The sequence below is a fragment of the Rhodoglobus vestalii genome, assembly GCF_006788895.1.
Lineage (GTDB): Bacteria > Actinomycetota > Actinomycetes > Actinomycetales > Microbacteriaceae > Rhodoglobus > Rhodoglobus vestalii.
In genome coordinates this window covers 1,371,266-1,392,282 of the sequence record NZ_VFRA01000001.1, presented here as the reverse complement: position 1 = coordinate 1,392,282, position 21,017 = coordinate 1,371,266, and the positions used below count along the sequence as shown (strand labels likewise).

At 60.2% G+C, this 21,017-nt stretch carries 19 protein-coding genes and 1 pseudogene; 13 read left to right on the top strand and 7 right to left on the bottom strand.

The genetic code is table 11. The features are described from left to right. Positions 1-70 precede the first annotated feature (70 nt). The 4 genes from FB472_RS06715 to FB472_RS06700 form a co-directional block, all read right to left on the bottom strand. Positions 71-286, bottom strand: a complete 216-nt coding sequence (locus FB472_RS06715) for a hypothetical protein (protein ID WP_141990254.1) — start codon at positions 284-286, stop codon at positions 71-73. Then, positions 283-495 (bottom strand): SDR family NAD(P)-dependent oxidoreductase, encoded by a 213-nt coding sequence (locus FB472_RS14645; RefSeq protein WP_425467214.1) that lies wholly within the window; start codon positions 493-495, stop codon positions 283-285. Before FB472_RS14645 ends, FB472_RS06715 begins: the two co-directional genes overlap by 4 nt. A 432-nt stretch (positions 496-927) precedes the next feature. Then, positions 928-1,788 (bottom strand): amidohydrolase family protein, encoded by an 861-nt coding sequence (locus FB472_RS06705; protein WP_141990252.1) that lies wholly within the window; start codon positions 1,786-1,788, stop codon positions 928-930. Positions 1,789-1,991: 203 nt separating this feature from the next. After that, on the bottom strand, positions 1,992-2,489 hold the full coding sequence (locus FB472_RS06700; RefSeq protein WP_141990251.1) for a hypothetical protein: 498 nt from the start codon (positions 2,487-2,489) through the stop codon (positions 1,992-1,994). A 301-nt stretch (positions 2,490-2,790) separates the two neighbouring features. Between FB472_RS06700 and FB472_RS14000 the strand changes: the two are divergent. The 3 genes and pseudogenes from FB472_RS14000 to FB472_RS06690 all read left to right on the top strand — a co-directional run. Continuing rightward, positions 2,791-2,968, top strand: a pseudogene (locus tag FB472_RS14000) (transposase); the annotation flags it as partial. A 127-nt stretch (positions 2,969-3,095) separates the two neighbouring features. Continuing rightward, positions 3,096-4,094, top strand: coding sequence for an IS481 family transposase (locus tag FB472_RS06695; protein WP_141990250.1), 999 nt, complete (start codon positions 3,096-3,098; stop codon positions 4,092-4,094). A gap of 1,063 nt (positions 4,095-5,157) precedes the next feature. Beyond that, positions 5,158-6,350, top strand: a protein-coding gene (locus FB472_RS06690; RefSeq protein WP_141990249.1) for an IS3 family transposase whose coding sequence is annotated in 2 segments (ribosomal slippage) — positions 5,158-5,442 and positions 5,445-6,350 — 1,191 coding nt in all. Because the reading frame shifts where the segments join, the coding sequence is not laid out codon by codon here. A gap of 14 nt (positions 6,351-6,364) precedes the next feature. Here FB472_RS06690 and FB472_RS14175 read toward each other — a convergent pair. Continuing rightward, positions 6,365-6,463, bottom strand: coding sequence for a nuclear transport factor 2 family protein (locus FB472_RS14175; protein WP_215730401.1), 99 nt, complete (start codon positions 6,461-6,463; stop codon positions 6,365-6,367). 1,109 nt (positions 6,464-7,572) lie between these two features. Between FB472_RS14175 and FB472_RS06685 the strand changes: the two genes are divergently transcribed. Further along, the gene (locus tag FB472_RS06685; RefSeq protein WP_215730400.1) at positions 7,573-9,033 is read left to right on the top strand and encodes an NAD-dependent succinate-semialdehyde dehydrogenase; all 1,461 of its coding nucleotides are present in this window, start codon (positions 7,573-7,575) and stop codon (positions 9,031-9,033) included. A 60-nt stretch (positions 9,034-9,093) separates the two neighbouring features. On the opposite strand, the gene FB472_RS06680 is transcribed toward FB472_RS06685, so the two are convergent. Further along, entirely contained in the window at positions 9,094-9,876 is a 783-nt protein-coding gene (locus FB472_RS06680; protein ID WP_141990247.1) for an IclR family transcriptional regulator domain-containing protein, read from the bottom strand. A gap of 193 nt (positions 9,877-10,069) precedes the next feature. Between FB472_RS06680 and FB472_RS13995 the strand changes: the two genes are divergently transcribed. The 9 genes from FB472_RS13995 to FB472_RS06635 all read left to right on the top strand — a co-directional run bounded on the left by FB472_RS13995 (position 10,070) and on the right by FB472_RS06635 (position 19,918). Beyond that, on the top strand, positions 10,070-10,258 hold the full coding sequence (locus FB472_RS13995; RefSeq protein WP_170192040.1) for a hypothetical protein: 189 nt from the start codon (positions 10,070-10,072) through the stop codon (positions 10,256-10,258). A gap of 7 nt (positions 10,259-10,265) precedes the next feature. Then, positions 10,266-11,249 carry a 3-hydroxyacyl-CoA dehydrogenase gene (locus FB472_RS06675; RefSeq protein ID WP_170192039.1) on the top strand — a complete coding sequence of 328 codons (984 nt, stop codon included), beginning with the start codon at positions 10,266-10,268 and terminating at the stop codon, positions 11,247-11,249. Positions 11,250-11,730: 481 nt separating this feature from the next. Further along, the gene (locus FB472_RS06665; RefSeq protein ID WP_215730399.1) at positions 11,731-13,122 is read left to right on the top strand and encodes an aminotransferase; all 1,392 of its coding nucleotides are present in this window, start codon (positions 11,731-11,733) and stop codon (positions 13,120-13,122) included. Then, positions 13,115-14,242 carry an ATP-NAD kinase family protein gene (locus FB472_RS06660; protein ID WP_141990245.1) on the top strand — a complete coding sequence of 376 codons (1,128 nt, stop codon included), beginning with the start codon at positions 13,115-13,117 and terminating at the stop codon, positions 14,240-14,242. Before FB472_RS06665 ends, FB472_RS06660 begins: the two co-directional genes overlap by 8 nt. Positions 14,243-14,264: 22 nt before the next feature. After that, positions 14,265-15,671 (top strand): aminomethyl-transferring glycine dehydrogenase subunit GcvPA, encoded by a 1,407-nt coding sequence (gene gcvPA, locus FB472_RS06655; protein WP_141990244.1) that lies wholly within the window; start codon positions 14,265-14,267, stop codon positions 15,669-15,671. After that, positions 15,668-17,200: an aminomethyl-transferring glycine dehydrogenase subunit GcvPB gene (gene gcvPB / locus FB472_RS06650; RefSeq protein ID WP_141990243.1), complete on the top strand. Its 1,533-nt coding sequence runs from the start codon at positions 15,668-15,670 to the stop codon at positions 17,198-17,200. The genes gcvPA and gcvPB overlap by 4 nt, the downstream gene beginning before the upstream one ends. After that, the gene (locus FB472_RS06645) at positions 17,200-18,378 is read left to right on the top strand and encodes an FAD-dependent oxidoreductase (RefSeq protein ID WP_141990242.1); all 1,179 of its coding nucleotides are present in this window, start codon (positions 17,200-17,202) and stop codon (positions 18,376-18,378) included. The genes gcvPB and FB472_RS06645 overlap by 1 nt, the downstream gene beginning before the upstream one ends. Next, positions 18,350-18,925 carry a bacterioferritin-associated ferredoxin gene (locus FB472_RS06640; protein WP_170192038.1) on the top strand — a complete coding sequence of 192 codons (576 nt, stop codon included), beginning with the start codon at positions 18,350-18,352 and terminating at the stop codon, positions 18,923-18,925. The genes FB472_RS06645 and FB472_RS06640 overlap by 29 nt, the downstream gene beginning before the upstream one ends. 12 nt (positions 18,926-18,937) lie before the next feature. Beyond that, positions 18,938-19,918, top strand: a complete 981-nt coding sequence (locus FB472_RS06635) for an NAD-dependent epimerase/dehydratase family protein (RefSeq protein ID WP_141990240.1) — start codon at positions 18,938-18,940, stop codon at positions 19,916-19,918. An 11-nt stretch (positions 19,919-19,929) separates the two neighbouring features. Here FB472_RS06635 and FB472_RS06630 read toward each other — a convergent pair whose 3' ends face one another. Then, on the bottom strand, positions 19,930-21,012 hold the full coding sequence (locus FB472_RS06630; protein ID WP_141990239.1) for an NADH:flavin oxidoreductase/NADH oxidase: 1,083 nt from the start codon (positions 21,010-21,012) through the stop codon (positions 19,930-19,932). Positions 21,013-21,017 lie beyond the last annotated feature (5 nt).

The window sequence follows — 21,017 nt, the reverse complement described above, 5'->3', positions numbered from 1 at the left end:
CCACATCGCCAGGAATCGCCATGCAGGACGCGCACCTCCGCAGCGGACTGCACATAATCTTCGACTGAGCCTAGTACGTGAAATCCGTAACCCAGGTGTGATTCGGGCGCGGCGCGGTGAACTGCCGGTTCAGCAGGTCGCCGGCGCGGAGACCGTTCTTGGAGGAGATCGTGGTGACGGCCTTCCTACCACGAATGAGCCCGGACATGCCCTCGTCGCGCATGAGAGCGTCAACGCTGTGTTTGCGCACTTTCGGGAAATCGGTGCGGGCAAGCCATGCGGTCATCTTCCGACGCCCATAGAGCACCTCGGGCCGTTGCCTGCCCCCATAGCGGCGCGCAGCACCATTGGCGAATCGATTGCGGTAGGACAGACCGCGTGCACCCTCACATCATCCCGTGGCAACTCAGCCGCAAGGGTCCTCGAACACATGATTACTCCTGTTTTCGAGTTCGCGTACGGGTAGGCTCCTTTGCTGCTCGCGTAGTCCTGCAACTGAGGGCAGAACTCACGATTGCAGCCCCGGGAACTCCTCGCATCAGTGACACCGCCGCCTAACAGCCGTAGAGGGCAGACGACAGCTTGATTCTTAGGACGAGTCCCCTATGGTTCCGCCGATACAAGAGCGATCAGGTCGCGTCCGGCGATACCCTGGGAGTTAACGAGCCCAGACCGAGCCCCATAATTCGATTATATCTCGGCAACCGCATCCGCCACTTCACAAGGATTGAACGCATCAAAGAGTCGCGCGAATTGGCCATCAATGCCAAGTTCCGATCTCGTTTTCTCTAAAGTCTCTGGTACGTGATCTGCAATTACTACTGACGATCCCGATTCAAGCAAGATTCGTGTCACATGACGTCCGACTTCTCCGCCGGCACCAATGACCAGGGTTGGAGGTCGTTGCAATGTGGCGATCATGGGAGGTTACAAAGACAGCACACGAGCCGCATTTTCATAAAGCATCAACTTTCGCGACTTGGGTGAAATGGGAAGAGCACTGAAATTCTCCAGAGCCTGCTCGAGCGACAGGGTCGGGTAGCAAGAGGAGTACAAAAAACGGTGTGCCAGGAACCCATTTGCGGCGTCAATGTAGTCCCTTGCTCCCGGCATTCCGGGCATGTACATATAGAACTCGGGCATGAGATAAACGTTCGGACACCGCATCGCCAATGCGCAGGCCGCTGTGGTCCAAGGCCAGTTACCATGACCGACGATGACCGTAAGATCAGGATGAGCAAGAGCAACTCGCTGTATGTAGTGCGGCTCTGCCCACGACAGGTCTGGCCCGATGTAGTGGCTGGAAGTAAACATAACCGGTAGGCCCCGGGCGGCGCAAACCGCCAATATAGGCTCGAGGACCGGCGCATCCTCGTGATAAGCTTTTCGCGACCAGCCGGTCACTAAGGATATCCCTCTGCACCCCAACGCTATTGCCGATTCAAGCTCTTCCATCGCTCCAGGGGCATTTGCATCAATACCGGCGAAGCCCGTGAATCTCTCTTGGTCGTCGCTCACTAGCTTGGCGATGTCAGCATTGTTTACTGACCCGTATTCCGGAGCAGCGTGCTGACCCATGATAACTGCGTGCTTGATTCCTGAATGATCCATCTCCGTCGTGAACAATTCCATGGAGAACTGGTCAAAAGAGGGCGCCGACCTTCGTCCCACGGCAAACGGTGATATCGTGACCGGGTCAGGGTTAACCTCGCGGTCCCTAAAGAAGAAGATGGATCCGAAGCTTTCAAATGGCGGTTGCACACGGAAGTCAATGATATCTCCAGTCATGATCTGACTCCAGACGTGAGTAAGTCCGCCCCGCCATGGTCAGGAACTTCGATGATTTCGAGCTTCTTGCTGGTCATTTTGGTGTTCTCCTTAGCACTCGGTGAGGTGGTTTGAAAGAAGGTCTTGCGTAGTTTCTACGTATTCTATTGCAGCCCCAATCATAGACGTTACCGCTAGTTATATCAAAGCAGCGCGTTGACTCATCAAAGATGCCCGCGTAGCGGTGTGTCTGGCGGGGTTGCGGTCGTGGCTTCGGGGCGGTGAGGCATGGAGCTGACGATGAGTGAGCGTAGGGCTGTGACCAAGACGATCGCGACGCGGTATGGGCGGTCGGATCGGGCGGGTAAGAAGGCGATCCTTGATGAGTTGTGTGCGACGATGGGCTGGCATCGTGACCATGCCCGTAAGGCGCTGCGGCACGCGTTGGCCTTGCGGGTGGTGAGAGACCACGAGTCCCGCGGCCACCGGTGTATGGCGAGCAGGTGATCGAGGCGTTGCGGTTCTTGTGGGCGGTGCAGGGCACGGCGTGTGGGCGCCTGCTGGCGGCGGCGTTGCCGGATCTGGTGCCGCGGCTGCGACGGCAGGGTGAGCTGGACGTCGGCGACGAGACGGCGGGGCTGCCGCTGCGGATCGCGCCGGCCACGATCGACCGTCGGCTCGCCGGAGACAGCGCGAAACTGGTGCACCGGGGAAGGTCTCATACCAAGCCAGGAACATTGTTGATCGCCGCGTTGTCGCCGGCCGCACCAACTCGACCCATCGATCCAACCAAGTCGTGGCGGGCCGGGGCGCGTAGGAACTTTCGGGATCGAAATCTGAATCGCCCCGGGTTTGGTGGAGGGTCTGATTCAACGAAGGATGATGATTATGCCAGCACTGAGGAAGTATCCGCAGGAGTTGCGGGAGCGTGCGATTCGGCTTGTTACCGAGGCCAGGAAGGAAGATCCTGAGTTTTCGCTGAACGCGACGGTGATCCGGATCGGGCAGCGTGTTGGGGTCAATCCCGATACGTTGCGTGGTTGGTTGGTGCAAGCAGGCCGCGATCGACGCGGGCGAACGCCCCGGAACGACGACAAGCGAGGCGCAGCGCATCAAAGCGCTCGAAGCCGAAGTGCGCGAGCTCAAGCGTGCCAACGAGATTCTGTTGGCGGCTTCCTCGTTCTTCGCGCAGGAGCTCGACTAGGTGTACTGCCCAGGCAGGTTGGTTGAGTTTGTGTGGTGACACGCCCTGAGCTTTGGGCGTTAGGAAGGCCTCCGGTTGTGGAGTGGAGATGTTCATGTAACCACTTCACCTACCGGAGGCCCTCGTGTCCCACGCTAATGCTGAACTGACCCCGCGCGCCCGTCTGCGGCTGGCGCGCCTGATCGTCGAGGAAGGGTGGAGTATCGCGTCGGCGGCGAGGATGTTCCGGGTCTCGTGGCCGACCGCGAAACGGTGGGCCCAGCGTTTCACCCAGCATGGCGACGCGGGGATGCAGGATCGCAGCTCCCGCCCTCGTCACTCGCCGAACAAGACGCCGGAGTCCCTCAAGCGCAAGATCATCGCGTTGCGGTGGCGTAAACGTCTGGGACCGGTTCAGATCGCCGGCCAGCTGACAATCGCCCCGTCGACCGTGCACGCCGTGCTGGTGCGGTGTCGGGTCAACCGACTCTCGTTCATCACCCGGCAGACAGGGGAACCGGTGCACCGTTACGAGCACGAGTATCCCGGCTCGATGATCCACGTTGATGTGACAAAGTTCGGCAACATCCCCGACGGGGGTGGCCATCGTTACGTGGGACGCCAGCAAGGAGGCGCGAATCGTGCGGCGACCACTCGCCGCACAGGCATACGGGCCGCGGACCGCACCGCGCGGCTGGGCACTTCGTTCGTGCACACCGTCATCGATGACAACTCCCGCGTCGCCTACGCGGAGATCTGCTCAGATGAGAAAGCCGATACTGCCATCGGGGTGCTGCAACGCGCGGTGCTCTGGTTCGCCGAACGCGGAGTGGTCGTCGAGCGTGTGCTCTCCGACAACGGGTCCGCTTACAAGTCGCACGCCTGGCGAGACGCCTGCACCGAACTCTCGCTCACGCCGAAACGGACCCGGCCCTACCGGCCTCAGACGAACGGGAAGATCGAACGCTTCCACCGCACCCTCGGCGGCGGCTGGGCCTACGGACGCTTCTACGGCTCCGACACCGAACGACGCGCCGCACTGCAACCATGGCTGCACTACTACAATCACCACAGGCTCCACTCCGCAATCGGAAACAAGCCACCCCTCAGCCGGTTAACTAACCTCCCCGGGCATTACAGCTAGGGCGCCGAGCTGTCGATAAATCAGGCGGTGATTCGAATAGCGAAGTGGGGCAACATCGAGGTGTTCCGTGGTCGAGTCAAGAAGACGCAGTTGTTTCGTGTCAATGGCCGAGAGGCAAATCGATGGACCCGAAACAGACTGAGGATCAAGAGACCAACAGCAGGGAGTTAAAGCGTGCGAACAAGGTGGAAGGTCTCAGCGCGATGCGTGCGCACGGCGCACGGCGCACGGCGCACGGCGCACGGCGCACGGCGCACGGCGCACGGCGCACGGCGCACGGCGCACGGCGCACGGCGCACGGCGCACGGCGCACGGCGCACGGCGCACGGCGCACGGCGCACGGCGCAAAATATCTTACCATCTCTTTACAGCGCCTTAGCAGAGCACTTGTCATCGGCTCGAGTGGATCGCGGTGTTGTGTTGCTCGAACACATCGAGGAGGTCTTCTGGCCCCGGAAGAATGACACGGTATGTATGCAGCACGTAGAACCTGGCGATTGCTAAGGTATGAAGGAATCGATGCTGTTAGGCCTAGCGTTGATCGTCCAATGTGCAGGGAGGGGTCGCGCGGGCTGCGCCATGTAAAGCAGTTCGATACCTCCTGGCCGGACACCTCAACGCTGCAGCCGCGGGTCGAGTGCTACGTTATTTCACGGCCAAACGAAACAATGACCTCTAGGCTGTGGACTTCACCTGCTTGGCGGACAATTTCGGAATCGCTCAAACGGCAAACCGGCCTTCACCTCTGTGCGAACACGACGCATCCTGAGTCCGTCGACCAAACGGGCTTCTTGGCCGCAGCGGCTGAGCGTAATGATCCTACCGCTCGATCACATCGGACGCACAGATCCCGCGTTGACTCATGAGCAACCTCCGCGTCGCCGGATACGTTGCCTCATTCGAAAACCTCCGTTTCTGTGTGTCTGTTGGGATGGGCACCGGAGGTGGGTTACGTCCGTTTCTATAAACCTGACGATGAGGCAGCGGCAGGTTGGGGTCTGCTGCACGAGTAGGTGACATCTGAGTTGGCTTGCCCGGGTGGGTGGGCTGGAAGGATGTCTGTATGCCTAAGTCTTATCCCCGTGAGTTTCGTGACGATGTTGTTCGCGTCGCCCGTAATCGTGAGCCCGGCGTCACGATCGAGCAGATCGCGACCGATTTTGGTGTTCACACGATGACGTTGCAGAAGTGGTTGCAGCGTGCTGCTGTCGATGACGGCAGCAGACCTGGAATGTCTCGCACTGAGGCGGTGGAGTTGCGTGACGGACGTAAGCGGATCCGGTTGCTGGAGCAGGAGAACGAGGTCTTGCGGCGGGCGGCGGCGTATTTGTCGCAGGCAAACTTGCCGGGAAAAGGTTCTACCCGCTCGTGACTGAGCTCGCCGTCGACGGGGTTCCCGTGACGGTGACGTGTCGGGTTCTTAAGCTTGCCCGCCAGCCCTACTACCGGTGGCTGGCCGACCCGGTCACGGCTCGTGAGGTGGTCGAGGGGTATCGCACGAACGCTCTGTTCGACGCGCACCAGGATGACCCGGAGTTCGGGCATCGGCTCTTGGCGGACGAGGCTCGCGATGCCGGGCAGGTGATGGCTGATCGGACAGCGTGGCGCATCTGTCGTGACAATTCTTGGTGGAGTGCGTTTGGGAAGAAGCGGGCGAAGAACGGAAAGAAGCCTGGGCCGCCGGTCCACGACGACCTCTGCACGGTCACGGACGACACGGGCCGTATCCGGCACGAGTTCACCGCTGAGGAGGCGAATGAGCTGTGGTTAACGGACATCACGGAACACAAAACTGCGGAAGGCACGCTTTACCTCTGCGCGATCAAGGACGTTTTCTCCAACCGGATCGTCGGCTACTCCATCGACTCCCGAATGAAGTCGACACTGGCGGTCAACGCGCTGGAAAACGCCGTAGCGATGCGCGGTAATGTCGCTGGCTGCGTGGTTCACAGCGATCGAGGCTCTCAATTTCGAAGCAGGAAGTTCCGTCGTGCGCTCACCCGCCATCGCATGGTCGGATCGATGGGCCGAGTCGCCTCCTGCGGCGACAACGCCGCGATGGAGAGCTTCTTCTCGCTGCTCCAGAAGAACGTCCTGGACCGCCGCTCCTGGACCACCCGCGAGCAACTGCGCATCTCGATCGTGACCTGGATCGAGCGGACCTACCACCGGCGCCGCCGACAGCCCCGACTGGGACGGTTGACCCCGATCGAATTTGAGGCCATCATGAACACGCCAGCCACACTGGCTGCGTGACTAGAACCTGTCACCTACTCGTGCAGCAGACCCTTCTTATCGAGTGCCATAGCGTACCGGTGTGACAAATCTCGAATGGCGAGTTCGTCCATAAGGTTGTCGATCGAGTTCATGGCACCACTCTCTTTTGATTCGAAAACCTCGTGTACTGGAGGTCCAACAGAACTGTATCAGGCCGACGCTGCCTTGCTGCCTACGGTAAATGTCTCGCTAATGACTTCTCTCCCCATCAGCTGCGACTATCTCGAAGCAAGCGTTCGACGGTCAATTTCGCCTACCGTACCGTAGCTGGAGAAGGTGACGGTTGGTGGCGAATCCGCCGAGAGCTTCGCTCGGCTGAACAGACCGGGAGCCTCGTGGAGTGGACTTGTGCTGGGTGAGAAGCCAGCTACCGGGTGCGGCGACGACCCGCCCGAAGCCTTCGTTCAGGCCGCGGTTGAGGGCTCGCGTATCAAGGCTATTGAGTTTGCGGATAGACGCGTAGGTGACAGGTCGTCCGCTGCGAATACTAAGCAATTCTCCCTTTCTCGATTGGACGGGAACAGCAGAAAGCGACGCTGGTCTCGGAAGAAGATCGGCGCAGAGAGGTTCAGGGAGCCCAATCCAACGAACAGTCGGGAGGTCAAACCTACAACCTACTGTGCCTCGATCTCATGCTGTGCTCGAGCGGGCGCCGCGTCGATGCGGTGGTGATCCAGACTTGCGGTTATGGGTGCTGATTTGGGTCCTGAAAGAGCCGCCACTTTTCTAACCGCGCTGTCATGCGTCGGAGTTGGGAAGGAGCTCCTCGGGCTCGTTTCCTTAGAAAGTGGCGGCACAAATGGCAGCAAGCTGATGTGAATCTTGGCGTCAGTTGCAGCGGAGCGTGCAGTGAGGGAGGCCACTTTCAGTAGGTCGTCGTCAGTGGGACTAGCTGCGCGAACTGCAATCGGGCCGTTGAGGCCTAATCACCACTGACCTGTTTCTGGAGTACCTGATCGCGCAGTCGTTGGCGGGCGTATCTGTTGTCTCCTCTAGTTTTGGTGAGTCTAAGTTATACAGTGATCGCTTTCGTCCGTTACCCTTTTCGCACTCTTTCGGATGGTGTGCGGTCATGTCTGAGCATATCCGCAATCCGCCCTCTCGTGCGCATTGCGGATACATGGCACAATTGACGCGAACACCACTCATGCTTCAGGAAGGCGCAGCTATGGTCGATCTAACCACCCCACAAACACATGCAATGCTTCAGACACACGAAGTACCTCTGGGAATCTACATCGGTGGAGCCTGGGAGAATACGGGCCGTCATTTTGATGTCGTAAATCCATCGACCGGTGACGTCATTGCAAGCGTAAGTGACGGCGACGCCCCCGACGGCCTGCGTGCGCTAGACGCAGCTGTCGCTGCCCAAGAAGGTTGGCGGAAGATGCCTCCGCGCGCACGCGCCGACCTCTTCCATGCCGCGCACCGGCTCCTGGTCTCGCGCGCGGACGCCTTCGCCGACATCATGACTCTCGAAAGTGGAAAGCCGCGCGCGGAGTCCGCGGGTGAGTTTGCCCTCTCGATGAGCTTCTTCCAGTGGTATGCCGAGCAGATCGCACATATCCACGGAACCTATTCGAACTCATCATCTGGCGGCTTCCGCGTGATGACGACGAAGCAGCCCGTCGGGCCTGCTCTCCTTATTACCCCGTGGAACTTCCCGATGCTGATGAACGCACGCAAGGGTGGCGCAGCCCTGGCTGCGGGGTGCACGGTTGTGCTTAAGTCAGCAAGCGAGACACCATTGACAGCAGCCCTATTCGTCGCGACTCTCGAGGAAGCAGGGTTCCCGTCAGGCGTCGTCAACCTTATCCACACCAGCAACTCAGCATCCATCTCGGAGGCGCTGTTGGCTGATCAGCGGCTTCGCAAGGTGAGCTTCACCGGTTCTACAGGTGTGGGAAGCATTCTGCTCGCGCAGTCCGCTCGCAACATTATCAACGCTTCCATGGAGCTCGGGGGCGACGGGCCTTTCGTCGTGCTCGATGACGCAAACATTGATCTCGCTGTGCGCGAGGCGGTCAACTGCAAGTTCCGGAACGCCGGCCAGGCCTGCGTTGCCGCAAACCGCATCATCTTGCACCGCGACATCGCAGCGGAGTTCACCGAGAAATTCGTCGCTGCAGCGCGGGCGTTGACGGTGGGCGACGGGTTCGACAAGAACGTCGTCGTCGGGCCTCTCATCAACGCGCGACAGCGTGAGCGCACCGGTCGCTTGGTAGAGGATTTCCAGAGTGCTGCGGGTGCAACACTTCTCTTCGGTGGCAAATCGATCGCCGGCGATGGCTTCTTCTTTGAGCCCACCGTTCTGAGTTTCCCTGACAAGAAGCATGACTTCTGCAACGAAGAAATCTTCGCACCCGTTGCCGCCCTCTACACCGTCGATTCGGTTTCAGAGGCGCTCCAGTTTGCAAACGACACCCACTACGGGCTTGCTGCCTACCTGTTCACCGCTGACATTTCGCGCGCAATAACTCTCGCGGAACGTCTCGAATTCGGGATGGTGGGAATCAACCGCGGCATAATGGCCGAGCCATCCGCACCTTTCGGCGGAGTGAAATCCTCAGGTCTCGGCCGTGAAGGCGGGCACGAAGGTCTCGACGACTTCCTTGAACCCAAGTACATCGCACTAACTGTTGATGAGTCATGCATGGATTAATTGGGCTGGCTCACGTGAAGCTCTCAAGGGCGGACGAATCCGGTCGACCCTTGGGAGCTTCTAGCGCTTAATGTCGCGCGAAATTTGCTCAGTGACCTCAAGCAGTCGAGGCAAGAACTTTGACTCCAGCTCTTTCATAGAGGCGCGGGAGGCGGGTACCGAAATATTGACGGCTGCCCACATCGCCCCCGATGCGTCATATACCGGAGCCGCTACGGCGCGAACTCCGTGCTCAAATTCTTCGTCGTTGATAATCCAACCCTGCTCGCCAGCTGTCGCGATGAGGGCTCGGAGTTCACCTTCGTCGGTGATTGTCTTGTTGGTGAGTGCCGGACGGGGGTAGGTGGCGAAGAAGTCATCGAGCTGGGCCGGGCTTAGTGACGAGAGCATTAGTCGCCCCGTTGAGGTGGCAAATGCGGGAAGCCGGCGGCCGACTCCAATGTTGACGCTCATGATTCGGTCGGCAGCAGCTCGAGCTACGTAGACGATTTCTCCGCGATCATAGGCGCAAGCCGAACAGGACTCGTTGAGCTCTTTGCTGAGCTCTTCGAGGTAGTGCTGGGTTACCTCTACTGTCGTTGAGGATGAAAGGTAGGCATAACCGAGTTCGAGCACTCGCGGACGAAGGTAGTACCTCTTGTCGTCAACACCGAGGTAACCGAGGGACTCAAGAGTGAGCAGGAAGCGACGTGTGGCCGCACGGCTCTGGTTGGTTGCCCGCGCGACATCCGCCATCGAAAGACGATCGTGTCGGTCGCTGAAAGCCCGAATAACGCGTAGTCCACGATCTAGGGACTGCACGAAATCGACCCCTACGTTTACCGGGCCTTCTACATCGTTCACCCTTTACCCCACTGATTCCTTCTCGACAACAAATCGAGTATATAGGTCACCCAGACCACCAATGTGCGCTCTGCGGCCGGAATAGGCGTCGGGCGAATCATTTTCCAAAATCTACGACAAGCTTTTCGGAACTCAGGTATGCTGAATATGTTCATTTAACGCACAATCGTGCGCAGAGAGGAAGTTGTGTTCTTTGGATTCCAAGACAAGCGCATCGTCGCTTGCGCTTCGTCCACACCCCCAGGGCGTTTCAGTCGACAAAACCACGCTCAAGGACTTCTTCGACTGGGAGCTCATCGAAAAGATCTTGGGCATCGTCTGCTCCGCACATTCGCCCACCTTGGATCGGATCTCGCAGCAGGCCGCAAACCTGGGCCGGTGAAACTCTCTTGAGTCTTGGCCTAAAACAAGGGTTTACAGCGACTACCATTGCGTTGATTGGCGTCGGAACGATCGGCATCGGCTGGGCTGTGGTGTTCGCAACAGGCGGCTGTCGCGTGCGCGTGTACGACTACCAGCCAGCGATGCTCAAGCAGTTTCTCGCTGCTGTGGAGTTCCGACTCACCAAGCTCGCCGAGGCGGGTCTCATTAGCGAGGCTCCGTCGACCGTGCTCGATCGCATCGTCGTGTCGACGTCGCGCGAGGATGCCATCGAGGGCGTCGACCATGTGCAAGAAAGCGTCACAGAGTCAGTCGAAGTCAAGAGAGCCGTGTTCACTTGGCTGGATGCTGCGACCCCGCGCCACGTGACGCTTGCGAGTTCGACATCCACAATTCCTTCCTCGCAGTTCACGGCTGACCTGCCGGGCCGGGATCGCTGCCTGGTTGTTCACCCCGCTAACCCGCCTTACCTGTTGCGGGTGGCTGAGGTGGTGCCGTCGGAATACACGAGTCAGGCAACGGTCGAGAAAACAGCCGAACTTCTGAGTTCCGTGCGCATCTCTCCGGTCGTCGTCAAGAGCGAGATCGAAGGTTTCGTCTTCAACCGTCTGCAGGGTGCCCTGCTGCGTGAGGCCTACTTTCTTGTCGGCGAGGGAGTTGTCACACCGCGCGATGTCGACACCCTCGTGCGTGAGGGCCTCGGTCGGCGCTGGTCGATTACTGGTCCGTTCGCGACCTCAGAGCTCAATACCCGCGGCGGCACGGCACAGCATGCCGAGGTGATCGGTGCGGTGTACGCGCGAATCGGAAGTGCCCGCGGTGCGGGTGACCCGTGGAGCCCTCAGACCATCGCCTATGTGATGGATGAGATGAATGAGCTACTCCCTGGCGAGGACTGGGATGAGAACGTACTCCGCCGGGAGCTTGCGATGATCACGCTTGAGGGGCTGCGTCATCAGGGCAATGTGCCCAGCGTGATCCTCGAGAACTAGCGGCTAGCTGTACCTGGCCGTGACCTTGATGACGCGTTCGGCCTCGTTAGGAGGGGAAACCTCTGACTGTAGCTGCGGTGTCGGACATCTTCATAAAATCGGAACTTCTCGTGTCCCACGTTAGTGCTCGTCTGACGCTTCGAAGTCATATGCGGCCGGGTCAGAGAAATCAGCGGCGACCAGAAGTCGCTCCGGGACGGAGGCGGTGGCATCGTCGGCGCAACGGCGGACGTGTTGTACTGGGCGATTACGTGGGCCCCACGCTGGCTGAGTTCGCGTGCAATGCTGGCCCCGATGCCACGAGAGACCCCGCTAACCAGAATGATCTTGCCTGAGAGATAACCCATCAGTTCCTCCGCGGAAGCTTCAGTCGTCAACTGTCGCGATTCCGCCGTTGATTTGGTAGGTTCATATTACGAACTTATGTTCTTAGAACGCACTTTATTGCTCACCACCATACCAAACTCTAGGGAGTCCCCTCGTGTCGCAACAATCCTCGGCCGCCCTTAAAGAGATGGACCGCCAACACCTGTTTCACCCGTTCACCACGCTCAAGACATTCGATTCGACAGGCCCCGCTCTGACGATCGTCAGCGGCTCTGGTTCCACCCTCACAGACTCAAATGGCGATACCTACCTAGACGCGATGGCCGGGCTGTGGTGTGTCAACATCGGCTACTCACGCCCCGAGATGGCGGAAGCGCTAGCAAAGCAAGCCAACACTCTTTCTTACTATCACGCGTTCTCGGGTATGGGCACTGACCTACCCGCTCGTCTCGCGGCCCGGCTGAGCGACATGGCCCCGGTGCCGGTGTCTCGTGTTTTTTTCGGCAACAGTGGTTCAGACGCCAACGACACTCAGGCCAAGCTGGTGTGGTATTACAACAACGTGCGGGGACTTCCGAACAAGAAGAAAATCATCTCGCGTCAGCGCGGCTATCACGGCGTCACCGTGTTGAGTGCAGGCCTGACCGGTCTCACGAATCTGCACGAGGGTTTTGATCTCCCGCTGCCGATGATCAGGCACGTTCGACCGCCCCACCGACTCTGGGAAGCTGAGCCCGGAATGACCGACGCAGAGTTCGTGGCCGTGCTGGCGAACGAGCTTGAGGCGCTCATCCTTGCCGAGGGACCCGATACTGTCGCAGCGTTCATTGCCGAGCCGATGCAGGCCGCAGGCGGAGTCATTATTCCTCCCGCAGGCTACTTCGAAGCCATCCAGGCTGTTCTCGACAAGTACGACGTGCTGCTCATCGCCGATGAAGTGGTGTGTGGTTTTGGTCGACTCGGTGTCGACTTCGGTACGACCGCTTTTGGGATGAAGCCCGACCTGATCACCGTCGCCAAGGGCATAACCTCGGCCTACGTTCCACTCTCCGCCTGCCTCGTCACCCCCAAGGTGTGGGATGTCGTGATGGCCGGGCAAGACATGTACGGCGGTTTCGGTCACGGATATACGTACTCGGCGCATCCGCTCGCTGCCGCGGCCGCTATGACGAACCTCGACATCATTGAGAACGAGAAGTTGACCGAGCGCGCAGCGACCGTTGGTGCACACATGCACCGTCGACTGCAAGAAGAATTCGCCGGCCACCCGAACGTGGCCGAGATCCGCGGCCAGGGCCTCGTGGGTGCGGTGGAGTTCGTGCGAAGCACCTCGCCCATGACCGCGTTCGACCCGAGCATGGGGTTCGCCGCAAAGGTGACGAAGCGTAGCCTCGCGCACGGGATTGTCACTCGCGCGCTCCCGGCCGCCGACACTATTTCGTTCTCCCCACCGTTTACGACTACCGAGGACGAGATCGACGCGATGGTCGCAGGAACACGGCGAGCACTCGATGACGTGGTGAAGGATGAAGGACTGAGTGGCTAAAAACCCCAGTGCGGTTCCTCGGGTCGGCGTGATCGTCAACCCGATCGCCGGTATGGGCGGAACCGTCGCATTGCACGGTACTGATGGGGATGCGTCTAAGCGCGCTCGCGAGCTCGGTGCGGTGCCCGGGTCTGAAGCGCGAATGCGCCGTACGCTCGCCATCCTCTGCAGAGAGCACCCGGGAGCCCTCGAAATAGTGGCTGCCGACGGAGCAATGGGCGCGGACAGCGTTCGCGCTAGCGGGCTGGCGCTGTCGAGTACGGTCGGGATTGCCCGTGACCTCACCTCGGCCCAAGACACTCGTTCTGCCGCGATAGCGATGCGCGATGCCGGAGTTGAGCTGCTACTTTTTGCCGGTGGTGACGGCACCGCCGCAGACATCGTCGGCGCCGTTGACACGAGTATTACGCTGCTCGGTACTCCCAGTGGAGTGAAAATGCACTCGGGGGTGTTCGCTCGTACCCCTGAGCGCGCCGGGGAGATCGCAGCCGAATACCTCCTCGCCGGTGACCGTCGCAGCACCGAAGAGGCCGAAGTTCTCGACGTCACGCCGGGCGAAGACGAACTCAGCGACATCGGGGTTGCGCGTGTGCCGCGAGCGACAGCGGGTGTTCAGGGGTCCAAGGTGATGCGTGCCACCAATACGAATGCTGACATCCGCGCTCTCGGGGCACAGATCGCCGCCACGATGCGGGCGGATACCACCTATATTCTCGGCTGTGGCACGACAGTGGGCAGCATTCTCACAGCGTTGGGGCTTGAGGGCACCCGAAATGGCTTTGACATCGTCGCCAACGGCACAATCGTGACCAAAGACGCATCAGAGAGTGCGTTATTCGCTCACCTGAGCCAGCATCCGAGCAGCGTTCTGGTGCTCGGCGTCGTTGGCGGGCAGGGTTTCTTGCTCGGACGAGGCAACCAACAGATCAGTCCCCGTGTTCTCTCACTCATCGACGACGAGAATATCGTTATCGTCGCAGCGCAAAACAAGATTGATGCGCTGCATCCTCCCGAACTTCACGTCGACCTTGGTCAGTCTGAACCGCACGCCGCGCTGCAGGGCTATCGCCGAGTCCGAACGTCTCCCACACGCAGCACTGTCCTACGAATTACCAACTAGTCTCCGCTGGAAGGAACAGAAAATGAGTCCGCTCACCCCCCATCCCTATATGGGAAATTCAACCGAAACCGCGCACGCGAGAATGCTGTCGGCTGTCGGCGCCTCAAGCGTCGAAGAACTGTTTGAGCAGATCCCCGCCGACCACTATGGGACGCAGGGAATAACTCTGCCGGATGGCATTGTTTCGGAGGCAGAACTCGAACGCCATGTCGACGGCATCCTTCGCTCGAACGCAAATACCCGTGATCACCTGAGCTTCCTCGGAGCAGGCAGCTGGCAGCACTACATACCCGCCGTCTGCGATGAGATCGCCGGACGCAGCGAGTTTCTCACCTCGGTATGGGGTACGCCGTCGTCGGATCACGGACGAAACCAGGCCTGGTTCGAGTTTTCCTCTCAACTAGGGGAACTCCTCGATCTCGAATTTGTTGGCCTCCCCGTCTACAGCTGGGGTTCGGCTGGTGGCAACGCCCTCCGTATGGCAGCACGCCTGACCGGGCGCAATCGCGTTATCGTCACCGCGGCGATCGACCCCGAACGCCGAGCTGTCATCGAAAGCTACTGTGGCAAGCAGGGATCAGCGCGCGCGCTAGAAATCCTCGACCTCGGTTACGACCCCGCAACGGGTCAGGTTGACCTCGATGACCTTGCTGCAAAGCTCGACGACTCGATCGCCGCCGTCTACATCGACACCCCCAACCATCTCGGCGTCTTCGAGACGCAGGCCGCGGAGATCACCACGCGTGTCCACGCCGTTGGGGCCGAAATGATTGTGGGTACGGACCCGCTCAGTCTCGGGATCGTGGCGCCGCCAGCCAGTTATGGAGCCGATATTGTCATTGGGTCCACTCAGCCCCTCGGCGTCCCTCTTAATGCGGGAGGTGGCGTGGGCGGGTTCATCGCGACCCGTGACGAGGAGCGCTATGCGCGCGAATTCCCGACACTTCAGGTGAGCCTCACCGACACGCTCGTGGCGGGTGAGCGAGCCTTCGGGTTGACCCTCTTCGGGCAGAGCTCCTACGGCTCACGCGAAGAAGCAAATGACTGGACGGGAAATTCCGTCTACCTGTGGGCAATCCGCAATACCGTCTATATGGCACTCATGGGGCCAGCCGGATTCAGCGAAATCGGGAGCACGATTATCTCGAATGCTCACGAGACTGCCCAGCGCCTCTCCGCCATCGACGGCGTAACAGTGCGGTTTCCCTCCGAGTACTTTAAAGAGTTTGTCATTGACTTCAACGACACAGGACTTACTGTGGCCGACATCAATAAGCGACTCTTGGCCGACGGTATTTTCGGTGGCAAAGACCTCAGCGTCGACTTTCCTGAACTCGGCCAAAGTGCTCTCTACTGCGTTACTGAAGTGCACAGCGAAAGTGACATTGATCGATTAACCAGCTCGCTACGGAAGGCGGTACAGCGATGACACGCAACAAACTTCGAGAATTCCACTCCGCTCGCTGGAGTGAGCCCGTCATCATGGAGATGGGCGCGCCCGGCCGTCGCGGTACTGTGCCGCCGACTGCGTGGGGCAGCGGCGATCCATCGGCGTTCGTACCGTCAGGCTTGCGCCGCACTCAGGCCCCGGGGTTGCCTGAGATGTCCGAGCCCGACGTGCTGCGTCACTATCTTCATCTCTCTCAGCAGACGATGGGAATGGTGGGCATCAGTCTGTTCGGCACCTGCACGATGAAGTACAACCCGCGAATCAGTGAGCGGATCATCGCGCGCCCGTATGTCGCTGACGTGCATCCGGCACAGGACCCCGCCACGATGCAGGGGGTCCTCCAGATTGTGCACCAGTTCTCTGAGGCGCTGACGGCGCTCTCGGGAATGGCCGCGTTCACCTTCCAGCCGGGGGGTGGAGCAGCCGCCGCGTTCACTCACACCGCCGTCACACGCGCCTATCACGCATCGCGTGGCGAGTTGGGTCAGCGTACCGAGATCATCACGACAGCACAGGCGCACCCGTCTAGCCCGTCAACGGCTGCCGCGGCAGGGTTCGACGTGATCACCCTTCCTACCGAGGAGGACGGCTACCCGTCAGTCGAAGCGCTTCGTGCAGCAGTAAGTGACCGCACCGCTGCCCTCATGGTGAATAACCCCGACGATATGGGCATCTACAACCCGCACATTAAGGAGTGGGTCGATATCGTTCATGAGGCGGGCGGGCTGTGCTTCTACGATCACGCCAACTTCAACGGAGTCATGACTCGCCTCCGTGCGGCCGAACTCGGCTTCGACGCGTGCATGTTCATGCTGCACAAGACTTTCGGTGTCACAAAGGGCGGTGGTGGTCCCGCTGTTGGTGCCTATGGATGCTCGGAGGAGCTGAGTAAGTTCCTTCCCGGCCCCCGTCTCGAGAAAGTGAACGATGGGTTCGTGCTCGTCGAATCGCCCTCAAGCCTCGGACGCATCCGAGAATATCTGGGCAACGTGCCCCAGGTGATCGCTGCGTACACGTGGTTGACAGCGATGGGGGGCAACGGGCTGCGCGAGGCCGCCGATCTCTCGGTGCTCACCAACAACTACATGGAGAAACGCATCCTCAAGATCCCGGGAATCACCAAAGCATTCCCCCAAGTGACGAAACGACGTCTTGAGATGACCCGCTTCAGTCTCGCCGAGATCACCGCAGAAACGGGGGTGACGGCCGTCGACATCCAAAACCGCATGACCGATTTTGGTATCGACGCGTTCTGGCTCAGCCATGAACCCTGGACTATCCCTGAGCCCTTTACCCCGGAAGCGGGGGAGGCGTGGTCGATCGAAGACATCGACTACTGGATCGATGTGCTCGCCCACGTTGTCGATGAGGCCCGCAGTGATGCCGAGCTTGTGAAGACCTCACCTCACAACCAAGCTGTGGCGCGGGCGAACATGTCAGGGCTTGACGACCCCGAACGCTGGGCAACGACCTGGCGCGCGTATCAGCGAAAAAACGGTCAGCAATAGTGCGGATTCATAGCAAAGGGTTTGGTGACACACCAAACCCCATCACTCTCAACTACAACGGCGCCCCTGTTGTGGGCCAAGCGGGAGACACTGTGGCGTCGGCGCTCATCGCGGCCGGCGACCCAGCGTTGCGCGAAGCCGGTGGCGGCGACAAGCGCGGAGTATTTTGCGGGATGGGGGTGTGCGCCGAGTGCACCGTCATGATCGAGGGCAAGGGCGAGAGTCTTGCCTGCATGACTCCGGCAACGGATGGCATGATCGTCGACTCTGCTGCACCGCGTCTCGATCTTTCGACTCTGGATGCGGGGTCAACTTTGCCAGAGTCGACCCTGTCTCCCGACGTGGTCGTTATTGGGGCGGGCCCATCGGGACTCGCAGCAGCGGCGGTCGCAGCCGAGAGCGGGCTTGATGTTGTGTTGCTCGACGAACGCGGCAAGCTCGGTGGCCAGTACTACAAGCAGCCTGCACCCGACTTCGACCTCGACGAGCACCGGCTTGATGGCCAGTACCAGCGCGGCCGCGCTCTCATTGAGCGTGCGCGAGCATCCGGGGTCCGTATCCTTGACCGCGCGAAAGTATGGGGGGCGTTTGCTCCGGATCACATCGTTGCAGCTAGTCCCGTTGAACGCTGGGTGATCCGTGCCAAACGTGTCGTGCTTGCCACGGGTGCGTACGAGCGCGGGGTGCCGATGCCGGGGTGGACTCTTCCCGGTGTCATGACGACGGGGGCCGCCCAGACGCTGTCTCGCTCATACCAAGTTTCGCCGGGCGAGCGCGTGCTCGTTGCGGGCAATGGCCCCCTGAACATGCAGGTTGCGGCGGAACTCGCGGCAGCCGGTGCTCACGTTGTTGCCCTGGTCGAGCTCGCTAATCCTGTGCGCGCATCGAGCGTTCTTCCGGGAGCCATGATGGCCTTCGCCTCACCCGGTCTCATCGCGGACGGTGCGAAGTATGGTCTCGCTCTGGCGCGGGCACACGTACCCGTCATCACCGGCAGCGCTGTTGTGAGGATGACCGGTGATGAGAATGGTGTAGCCGGCGCGGTCGTTGCACGCTTGCGCAGCGACGGCACCCTGATACCGGGAACCGAGCGCACCTTTGAGGTTGATGCGGTCTGCATGGGCTACGGGTTCTTGCCTTCCAACGAAATTGCTCGGCTGTCGGCATCAGTGGGATGAGTCCCTTAAGACACTCGTCGTTGAGCGGGACGCGGATGGACGAACCTCGGTTCCGGAGACCTACGTCATTGGGGATTCAGCACAGGTGCACGGTGCAAAAGTTGCGCAGGCCCGCGGTGTTATTGCGGGGGCCTCGATCGTCGCAGACCTTGAGGGGGCAACATCCCGATCCCGTGATCGTGAACTGGGTGCGGCTCGTCGAAACCTGGCGCGTAACCTACGTTTTCAAACCGCACTGAATCGAGTTTTCGCGGCTCCCGTTCTCACTGTGGAGCTGGCGACCCCAGAAACAACAGTGTGTCGGTGTGAGAGCCTCAGCCTCGACACTGTTTCGCGCGGTATTGATGACCTAACTGCGAGCGCCGGTGCCAGCAAGCGAGTTTCGCGTGTCGGCATGGGTAAGTGTCAGGGGCGCTACTGTGGGCCCGTCGTGGTTGCGTTGTCGGCATTGCGGAGCGGGGTCACGGTGGATGAGCGGTCGGGGTTCGCACCGCAAGTACCGTTCAAGCCGACACCGATTTCTGTCATTGCTTCGGCAGAGCAGTAGAGGAGGGATCGCGTGAGAGTAGTCGTTGTGGGAGCCACCGGGCACGTTGGGGGATATCTGATTCCCGAGCTCGTCGCTTCCGGGCATGAGGTCGTCGCCGTCAGCAGAAATGCAACCCCCCACTATCGCCAGCATGACGCCTGGGAGGCGGTCGAGCACGTCGTGATCGACCGTGACGCAGCAGAGAGTGCTGGCACGTTCGCTGAGGACATTGCGAGCCTCCAAGCTGATGTCGTTGTGGACATGATTTGTTTTACCGCAGAATCGGCTCATCAGCTGGTCGAAGGGTTACGTGGCCGTGTCTCGCGACTGATCATGTGCAGCACCATCTGGGTCAAAGGTCGTTTGTCGGCGGTGCCCGCAGATGAGGACGTAGTGAGTGAGCCGTGGGGTGATTACGGGATCAATAAGGCGGCGATCGAGGAGGTTCTGCGCGTCGAGTCGTCGCGGCCCGATGGCCTGCAGAGCACGGTGATTCGGGCAGGCCAGATCTGTGGGCCGGGCTGGACCGCGGTTAACCCGCAGGGCCATCGAGGGCTGGAAGTGTGGGAGACGCTTGCTGCGGGGGAACCGGTTACCCTGCCCAACTTTGGAGTGGAGACTCTTCACCATGTCCACGCCAGTGACGTGGCTCAGGTTTTTCAGTTGGCAATCGAACGCGACGTCGCTCCTGTTTTCGATGTCTTTAATGCCGTCGCGCCGGAGGCCAGCAATCTTCGCGGTTTGGCCGATTCGATCTCGACACGGTTTGGTCATCAGGTGCGTTTCGACTTCGTGCCGTTCGAGATCTTCCGCGAGCGAGTATCGCCCCAACACGCGGCAACGTCCTTCGAGCATATTTCTCGAAGTCATGTGATGAGTATCGAACGGGCGAAGAGGGAACTTGGCTACCGACCGCGCTTTTCGTCGGCTGAGGCTGTCGCTGAGTCGGTCGGTTGGCTCTGCACTTCAGGCAAACTCTCGGCGCACGCTGCCGACCGGTGGCTGGGCTAGCCAGCCGCACCTTAGGGGATGCTGTTCCAGTATTTTGCCTTGTTGTACTGCCAGACCCACTCCAGTTCGCCGCCGAGTTCTGCGGCTGCACGAAGGGCGAAGTTGGGTTCGCGCAGAAACTGTCGCGCGGCGAAGACGATGTCGGTATCTCCGGTAACGATGGCAGCCTCTGCCTGCTGCGGGGAGGTGATGAGCCCGGCAACGCCGACCGGGATGTCGACCTCTGCGCGAATCTTGCGTGATAGCGGCTGCTGATAGCCGGGACCCGGAACGATGTGTTGACCAGGGCTGTTTCCGCCGGAGGAGACACTGATGAGATCAACGCCGACGAGCCCGCGAATCACCTCGATGGTGTCATCGACCGTGACACCTCCGACAACCCACTCAGTTGCGGAGAGGCGTACGACAAGAGGCATCTCGGCGGGAATGACCTCGCGCACCGCCTCGACTACCTCCCGCAGGAGGCGGGTGCGGCCGGCGTTGTCCTTGCCGTACTCGTCGGTGCGAGTGTTGGAGGTGGGCGAGAGAAACTGTCCGAGGAGATACCCGTGGGCGGCATGAACTTCAACAAGGTCGAAGCCGGCTTCGACGGCACGGCATGCGGCATCCCGAAAGTTCTTGATGACTTTCGCGATGCCGTCATGGTCGAGTGCCACCGGAGCGGCGAATGGCTCATACGGTAGGTCGGTGGGGCCCACTGTCACCCAACCCCCTTCAGCGGGCGGAACATAGCCGCGCCCGCGGGTGGGCAGAGCTGTGGAGGCTTTGCGTCCGGCATGGGATAGTTGCATTCCAATCAGCGAATTCATACCGTGCACAACCTCGACGACGCGGCGCCATCCTTTCGTGTGCTCGTCGTTCCAGAGACCGGCATCGTCGGGAGAGATCCGTCCCTCCGGAGAAACCGAGGTGGCTTCGGTCATGATGAGGCCTGCACGACCGATTGCGAACGAACCGTAGTGGGCGATATGCCAGTCGCCTGGTTGACCGTCGACCGACGAGTACATGCACATGGGCGCAACCCAGAGGCGATGCGGAACGGTCAGACCGTTGATCGTGATGGGTTGGAACAGCTGTGATTGGGGGTGCTGCATAGGGG

Coding starts and splice junctions, on each gene's coding strand:
- FB472_RS06715 (WP_141990254.1), bottom strand. CDS start 286: ATGACCGCATGGCTTGCCCGCACCGATTTCCCGAAAGTGCGCAAACAC.
- FB472_RS06705 (WP_141990252.1), bottom strand. CDS start 1,788: ATGACTGGAGATATCATTGACTTCCGTGTGCAACCGCCATTTGAAAGC.
- FB472_RS06700 (WP_141990251.1), bottom strand. CDS start 2,489: ATGAGACCTTCCCCGGTGCACCAGTTTCGCGCTGTCTCCGGCGAGCCG.
- FB472_RS14175 (WP_215730401.1), bottom strand. CDS start 6,463: ATGAACTCGATCGACAACCTTATGGACGAACTCGCCATTCGAGATTTG.
- FB472_RS06685 (WP_215730400.1), top strand. CDS start 7,573: ATGCTTCAGACACACGAAGTACCTCTGGGAATCTACATCGGTGGAGCC.
- gcvPA (WP_141990244.1), top strand. CDS start 14,265: ATGAGTCCGCTCACCCCCCATCCCTATATGGGAAATTCAACCGAAACC.
- gcvPB (WP_141990243.1), top strand. CDS start 15,668: ATGACACGCAACAAACTTCGAGAATTCCACTCCGCTCGCTGGAGTGAG.
- FB472_RS06630 (WP_141990239.1), bottom strand. CDS start 21,012: ATGCAGCACCCCCAATCACAGCTGTTCCAACCCATCACGATCAACGGT.